The organism is Pedobacter sp. ASV12 (genome assembly GCF_016429155.1).
Lineage (GTDB): Bacteria > Bacteroidota > Bacteroidia > Sphingobacteriales > Sphingobacteriaceae > Pedobacter.
The window spans coordinates 1-7,304 of record NZ_JAELUC010000123.1 but is presented as its reverse complement, the minus strand read 5'-3'; the positions used below and the strand labels follow the sequence as shown (position 1 = coordinate 7,304).

Here is a 7,304-nt window from a genome sequence, read left to right as displayed (position 1 = left end):
CCCCCCCCCCCCCCCCCCCCCCCCCCCCCCCCCCCCCCCCCCCCCCCCCCCCCCCCCCCCCCCCCCCCCCCCCCCCCCCCCCCCCCCCCCCCCCCCCCCCCCCCCCCCCCCCCCCCCTTTTTCACGCCGAAGACGGCATACGAGATCATGAGTACTGTCTCGTGGGCTCGGAGATGTGTATAAGAGACAGGTCTACCGACGACCCTAAGGATAAAGAAAAATGGTTGCAAATGATCAAGGACGAAAACCTGGGCGGATTGCAGTTATTTGCCAACGGGCCGGGAAACGATTTCTCCAAATACTATAAAATCAATGCCATTCCGCGCTTTTTGGTATTCGACAAAAACGGAAAAATCGTGACTGTCGATTCGCCACGCCCATCCGATCCGAAACTAAAGCAACTCTTATTGGCTGAGGCCGCAAAATAAAGGTTAGAGGTTGTCAATGGATATTCGTATCCGTTGGCGCCTCTTCTCATTCCCTCCAACTTTATTCTATATCCATGAAAAGAATATACAGGGCTTCTTTTTGCCTATTATTTTGCCTACTCAGTATCGGCACACTTGCCCAAAGCAAGGCTGATGTCCTGATCAAGCAGCTCAACCTGATGTTCAAGCATAAGAATGCCGATACTTTAGAAAGTTCATTGAGTGTCGATTTTTCGATCGCTGCCTATACCATGCCCTACGCCCAAAAGTTATTGAAAATCATCGTAGAGCGCTATCCCTGCGATTCTGTACAGCTCCAAAGCGAAAGCAAACAGGACAAATTGATCAGGCTCAATGTAATCCCCTACAACAAGGGAAAGGCAGACAAGGCGCAAGTTTATATGGTGGATGAGCAATACAAGCTCTGTTATGCCACTGCTTTCGATGCCTTGTATGGCATGAACCGTTACCAAGTTTCGAAACTTCGCGCTAAAATACCCTTCGAACTTGAGAATGGTTCTATTATTCTAAGCGTAAAACTCAACAACCAGGCAAAACCGCTAAAAATGCTGTTCGACACGGGAGCTGATGGCATGGCAATTACCAAAGCCAAAGCTGATTCTTTAGGCATTAAAGGCAACCGGTCGCAAAATGCTTCGGTGGTTGGCGGCAACTTACAAATTACGGTTTCGGAAGGCAACACCGTGGCGCTGGATACTTTTGTTCTTAAAAACCAAAGCATTGCGTTCTTCCCCGAAGTAAAGGGTAACTATGATGGGATTATGGGCAATGCCATGGCCAAAAGATATATCACTCATGTAGATTTCGACAAAAAAGAGCTTTCTCTTTACGATTTTGGTGATTATCAATATCCCGACAAGGGTATTTCGGTGCCTATAACCGCACCTAATGGCCTGTTCATCATTGCCGGGGTTTTGGGCGTGGGCAATGGCCCCTTGGCCGAAGGCAATTTTGTATTTGATACCGGAGCCTCCTATAACCTGATCTGTTTCAGGCCTTTCGTCAAGCAGCACAAACTCTTGATCAATGGCTTTAAATCAGAATATTTTGGCTCTACCACCAGTATGGGCATTACTACTCCTACATATAGTGGCAGGGCAGCTTCTTTTGCATTCAAGAATATGCCCAAGTTATTAAACTACCCTGTAACCTTAATGGCTGGCAGTGGACAAAGCGAAAATTGGAACCCGGGTTTTGACGGTTCTATTGGTATACGCATCATTAGCCGTTACAATTTTACCATCAATATGCAGGCCAAGGAAATCCACTTTGTACCCAACAGTTCCCTTAACCATCCTTATGATTTTGTTTTGGGCAACTACCTGTTCGGTTTTGACCATGATGGCCACCTAAGCGTCTTGGCCACCGTTAAACCTGCACAAAATGCCAATTTAAAGGTTAATCAACGTATTTATGCTATTAACGGCGTTTCGGCGGGTGTTTTATTGAACAATGCCAAACCACTAGAGGCCCTGCTCGCGCTTCAAGCCGGAAGCCCTATCAGTTTAAATATCAATGCTACCGACCCCAAGCAGGTTATCGTTGTGAACAAATAAGCTAATTCTTAGAATCAGGATTTTGCTTATCGGTATCTTGAGGTCTCGACCGATTGCCATGTCCATCGGTTTGCGTTGAACTGCCATAGGCCACCGGTCTGCTCCCAGAAAGATGTTCGTTCTCATGCGAGCGATTAAGTGCATCAGGCACCTGCTCTGCTGTTTTTGGCAATTTTTTCTTTGGCTTTTCCATCATTGCAGGCCAACATGCCTTGATGCATGTTGGCTTTTTACAAAGGAGTGGAAAGGCCAAAATGTTTTGTTTTTTTTATAAACATGAAACCGGCTGTACCAATGCCCTAATTTGTGCGGCATCAATTTGGGTAAAATCGGCAACCGTAGCATCCGTTAATGATGCCAGTTCGGCTTCGCTGTGCGTGGTGGTAACACCAATTACATGCATGCCTGCACTTTTGGCCGATTGGATCCCCGAAAAGGAATCTTCAAAAACCACGCAGCTGCCAACATCGACACCTAAACGCGCAGCCGTTTTGAGGTAAATTTCTGGATGAGGCTTAGAATGGGTAACGTGCGAGGCATTGGAAATAATATCAAAATAAGGCGTAACACCTGCCATTTCGAGTACAACGGCCACATTTTCGCTAGGCGATGAAGTAGCAATGGCAATTTTGATTCCCGCATCCAGCAAAGATTCGACGAAGGTTTTAAACCCCAGCACAAGCTGTCCTTCGCGCCTGTACCTTTCCAAAATCCCCTCTCCTACTTTCTCGAGGTGCATGGCCACTTCTTCTTCACTTAAAGGCCTATCAAATACCATATTCAAGGTATCTTTTCCCATCCGGCCAAAAACATAATGGTTAAGCTGTTCTTCGTTTAGAACAATCTGGTGCATGGCGAAAAAAGCTTGCCAGGTAGCGGTTATTAAAGGATTGCTGTCTACAATCACGCCGTCCATATCAAAGATAACGGCAATTTCAGGTTGATTATTCATGTGTGCTTATATTTATTTGCAATAAATTGCAACATTACATCGCAAAATTAGCAAAAAAAAGCACTAAAATTGCAATAAATTTGCAATTATTTTTATTAATATTGCATGATTATGCAAAGTTTAAGCAAAGAGGAACGCCAGCAATTGATACTGGAACAGGTTTCGGATGTCCGCAAAGTAGACATGAAATCGCTGAGCCAAAAGCTCTCTGTTTCCATAGATACCATCAGGAGGGACATTAAGGAACTGGCCGACCAAGGTTTGCTGAAAGCCACGCGTGGGGGTGCCATTGCGCATTCGCCCATCCCTATTCATTTCCGCGACCGTGAGAAGTATGATGTAAGTGGCAAACAGCAAATTGCGCTAAAGGCACTTTCGCAACTTAAAGACGGCCAGGTGGTGCTATTTGACGGCGGAACGTCTACCTTGGCCATTGCGATGAACTTGCCCAAAGCGCTCCAAATTACGGTGGTAACGAATAGTTTTCCGGTGGCCAATGTACTGGAAGACCACCCGAACGTAGAAGTCATTTTTGCCGGCGGACGATTGTCTAAATTCGGCTTCAACACCTCTGGCCCCGAAACCATGCAGGCTTTTGAAAGCATCAGGGCAGACATTTGCTTTTTGTCTATCTACAGCATCCACGCCGAAGTAGGCATCACCACCCGTCATTACGAAGATGCACTGATGAAAAAAACAATGGTTGGCACTTCTAAAAGGATTATTGGCTTGGCCACCTTAAACAAAATGAATACGGCAGAAGCTTTCTACATTTGTCCGGTTACCGATTTAGACATGCTCATTACCGATGCCACCGGCGGACAAGAGGAGCTGTTACTCAGTTTCAAGAAAAAAGGAATTGAAGTGATCTAATTATTCGCCGATTTCGATAGCTAATTACCCTTAACGCTGACGCAGTTTCTTGTTATAGGCCTCTTGTAGTTCGGCTAATGTTTGATCATAGCCTTTTCTATCGATAAAGGCCTTAGGGTTATAAGCATCGCCTGGTTTATGCTTGCCATGCAGGTTAAATTGACTCGCATGCGAAGAAAGCCAAATATCAAAAGCCTGGTTTTTGAGTGAATTTAAGGTATAGGCGTAGTCTTTAGCAATGCCTGGATAAGCTTTTACTTCTGAGAATTTCTTCTCTGTTACAATGCTCGGCATATTGGCAATCAATACGTGATAGGTTCGGGTTTTGTCTTTTACGTTAAATAAAAAACTACATGAGCCTTTGGTATGGCCAGGATGATGCAATAAGGTAAGTCGCATTCCTCCCAGTTCAATTACCGCCTGATCAGGCAATAATTTGTCGGCTTTAATTGGTGCAAAAGTCATTTTTCCATTGCCGAAGGCATAATCAGAACGTCCTCCATCGGCCATTACCGCAGCATCTTTATCATCGACCATCATGTTGGCACCTGTCATTTTTTTGATGGCTGCCATGGCTCCCAAGTGGTCGAAATGGGCCTGTGTGGTCAACAAAATCTTAATATCGGCAAACTTAAACCCCAACGCTTCTACATTAGCTTTCAACTGGTTAGCTGATGAAGCCAGTCCAGTATTGATAAGGATATGCCCTTTTGGTGTCGTAATCAGGTAACAGGCCAAGTCGTAGGTGCCTACATAATAGAGATTACCTACAATTTGAAATGGCTGGTAGGGTTTAGACCAATCAGGATCTCCACCAGTGGGTTCGTGTACCTGTTGGGCTGTTACATAAAGACCGGCCAAGAGCAAAGCAATAGCCAATAAAGCAGTTTTGAAAGAGTTCTTGAACATCTATGGAAATAATCACGAAGATAAGGGTTATTTTATATCCGGAAAAGTTAATTTATCTTATCGCTCTTTCTGAAACTTCAAGTTAAACAATTGCTCCAGCCTTGAATTCAAAATCGGTAATATGGCCTGTATCTTCCTCATGTTCAGCCCTTACCTGTTCCATTTCCTGCCAACTTGTCCAGCCGGTAAGTCTTTTACTTTCATCGTAACAAACGGCCCTATAAACACAACCTGGCCTTGGATGGTTATCAAATTCGCTCGTTATCTTTTTCAGCGTTTTCGCAAAGTAAAGGTTTTGCTTAAGCTGTACCGGTTTTTTGCCAGCCTTTGGCCGACTGTTTTTCTTTGCCATAGCTATTTGAATAATTTGTTAAAAGGCAAGGTTATGCGTACCCCAAATTCGTTTCTATCCCAGAAGTTGTTTGTGGCATCCAAACTGTTAAAGCTATCCACCGATACAAAATAGGCTTCCAGGTTCAGCGTAGATTTCTCTTTCTTCTGGTCTTTAAAAGAAAACATCATCCCTAAACCAGTATCAAGATAGCCCCGCTTATCCTTAGGCTTGTAAAATGAAGGGAAGAAATGGAGCGCAATATTGCCACCGTTGAAAATATGATACAGGTTGGAAAAAACACTAAGCTGCTGGTAATCGGCTATTTTATCTGGCTCGGTATACGCCGTGTATTTTTTTGTCGCTTTGCGTGTGACGTCGCCAGCGGTATTCTTATACACCGATTCCTGCGAAATTTCCTGAGTAGACAGCAGGGAAAGGTTATTGTCTTTCATCCATTGCACACCTAAATTGGCCATCCATGCCTTTTTGGTAAGGTTGTCCTGATCATAGAAGTTCAAGGCAAAGCCAAATTTATAGGTAGGCAAATTCGGGTTCTGCAACTGGTCGGCAAAGGGTTTTGTACCATCAAAAGTATAGTAATCCACTTTGCCGGCGCCAGCGATTAAGGTGATCCAAAACAGCTTAAACTCGGCAAACTGATAGTCGTTTTGCAGCTTGGCTCTTTTTTCGTTAGCAAGGTTACGTTGCTGCAAGCGATACTTGGTAATCAATCCCCCACTATTTGCCGATACTATGCCCAAAGAGTCGATCTGAAAATTGGCCATTTCTAGGCTTTTTCTCATTTTGGGCAATTCGGCAACAATCTTCTGGCTTTCTACATAGGCTTTCTCTTTAGCCTCATAGGTTTCTGTAGCGTTGTTTATGGTTTTGTCGAAGACTTTTAATTGCAACTCCTTGGCCGCTATTTGCGCATTGGTGCGTACAACTTGATCTTGCAGAGCGGCCTGCCTCGTAGCTATTTTGGCTATTTCGTTTTTATAGGCATTTACGGCATGATCTTCAGCTTCGGTTATCATACGCATATCTGCTGTATATTTTGCATCATTGGCTCCGAATTCAGCGGGATTGTCTTTTCCAAACCTAAAATTATATTCCAAATTAATGCCCGCACTGGTATTAAGTCTGGTATTTTTAAAGACCGTGGCAAAATTGCCATTCACCAGGTTTCCCTGCGCCGCAACAGACAAAAAACTCAGTCTTCCGCTTTTTGCCGCAATAGGTATAGTTCCTTTAAAAGAAAGCGAAGCATTTAAAGGATCTAAACTGGCATAGCTGCCAATCGTGCCACCATTGCCATCGGCACCAACCAAAGTACTGTAGGACCCATTGAGCGACGCCTTCCACTTGTCAGGAATAATGGACTTTTTACCGACACTGTCATTTTTCTCTTGGGCGTAAAGTCCAAGCGAAAAAAACGACAGACCAAGAAATAAAATAATTGCACGAATAAGCACAACAGGCCTATAAAGAGCGAGATAAGATAAAGAAATCATCTTTTGAGCATTTAGATACTTAAAGCTAACTATAAAAATCCGACATTTTTATAGTTGTAAAAAACAAGAACATTTTGCGAAAACGCTTAACTAGAATGGGCTTCTATACTAATAAGAGGCATTCCATCAAGATATGATCATGTTCAATTTAATGTTTCCTATACATCAGTAAAAAGAAAGTCATTAATAAAAGTAAAACTCCTCCCGAAGCATAAAGCCTGTACATCAACTCTAACTTTTCGTCGCCGTAAAAAATCTGTTCAATAATTTTAATGAGGAGATAAGAAATGATCGTTGAAATAAAGATCATTTTTGTCAAATTCATCGACCTTGTTGAAACTTCTTCGTTAATTCTGTCTTTATTTCCATTGAGCAAATAAATACTGGTATTGGTTTTATAGTAATTATAAAATCCGAAGAGAATAAATACCGGGAGAAGGTACAAAAAGATATTTTCGGCTGGTTCAAATATCTCTATGCCATGCTGGTTTTTTGCAATATTTTTATCTTGCTGTGTTTCAACAGCGTGTGGTTCAGCAAATGCAAGCTTCCTTAATCCAGAACCTATTTTCCATGTTGCAAATATTACTGATGAAAAGAGCAGCAAGTAAAACGATACCATAATGATACCGTGTAATCCCTGTCTCTTATACACATCTAAAATGGGGGGGGGGGGGGGGGGGGGGGGGGGGGGGGGGGGGGGGGGGGGGGGGGGGG

Annotated in this window: 8 protein-coding genes and 1 pseudogene; 3 read left to right on the top strand and 6 right to left on the bottom strand. The window is 43.6% G+C overall.

The window, feature by feature from the left end; genetic code table 11:
* A pseudogene (locus JHD69_RS21085) lies at positions 1-428 on the top strand (thioredoxin family protein); the annotation flags it as partial.
* A 74-nt stretch (positions 429-502) separates the two neighbouring features.
* Entirely contained in the window at positions 503-2,005 is a 1,503-nt protein-coding gene (locus JHD69_RS18410; RefSeq protein WP_199141811.1) for a retropepsin-like aspartic protease, read from the top strand.
* Between the two features lies 1 nt (position 2,006).
* Here the strand turns inward: JHD69_RS18410 and JHD69_RS18405 are convergent, their stop codons facing one another.
* A complete protein-coding gene (locus JHD69_RS18405; RefSeq protein ID WP_199141810.1) occupies positions 2,007-2,198 on the bottom strand; it encodes a hypothetical protein in 192 nt (63 codons plus the stop codon).
* 75 nt (positions 2,199-2,273) lie between these two features.
* On the bottom strand, positions 2,274-2,957 hold the full coding sequence (locus tag JHD69_RS18400; RefSeq protein ID WP_199141809.1) for an HAD family hydrolase: 684 nt from the start codon (positions 2,955-2,957) through the stop codon (positions 2,274-2,276).
* A 111-nt stretch (positions 2,958-3,068) separates the two neighbouring features.
* Between JHD69_RS18400 and JHD69_RS18395 the strand changes: the two genes are divergently transcribed.
* Entirely contained in the window at positions 3,069-3,830 is a 762-nt protein-coding gene (locus JHD69_RS18395; RefSeq protein WP_199141808.1) for a DeoR/GlpR family DNA-binding transcription regulator, read from the top strand.
* Between the two features lie 30 nt (positions 3,831-3,860).
* Here the strand turns inward: JHD69_RS18395 and bla are convergent, their stop codons facing one another.
* The 4 genes from bla to JHD69_RS18375 all read right to left on the bottom strand — a co-directional run bounded on the left by bla (position 3,861) and on the right by JHD69_RS18375 (position 7,209).
* A complete protein-coding gene (bla, locus tag JHD69_RS18390) occupies positions 3,861-4,739 on the bottom strand; it encodes a subclass B3 metallo-beta-lactamase (protein ID WP_199141807.1) in 879 nt (292 codons plus the stop codon).
* A gap of 82 nt (positions 4,740-4,821) precedes the next feature.
* Complete coding sequence (locus JHD69_RS18385; RefSeq protein WP_199141806.1) at positions 4,822-5,091, bottom strand: hypothetical protein; 270 nt, start codon at positions 5,089-5,091, stop codon at positions 4,822-4,824.
* A gap of 2 nt (positions 5,092-5,093) precedes the next feature.
* On the bottom strand, positions 5,094-6,548 hold the full coding sequence (locus JHD69_RS18380) for a hypothetical protein (protein ID WP_199141805.1): 1,455 nt from the start codon (positions 6,546-6,548) through the stop codon (positions 5,094-5,096).
* 187 nt (positions 6,549-6,735) lie between these two features.
* Entirely contained in the window at positions 6,736-7,209 is a 474-nt protein-coding gene (locus JHD69_RS18375) for a hypothetical protein (protein WP_233166037.1), read from the bottom strand.
* Positions 7,210-7,304 lie beyond the last annotated feature (95 nt).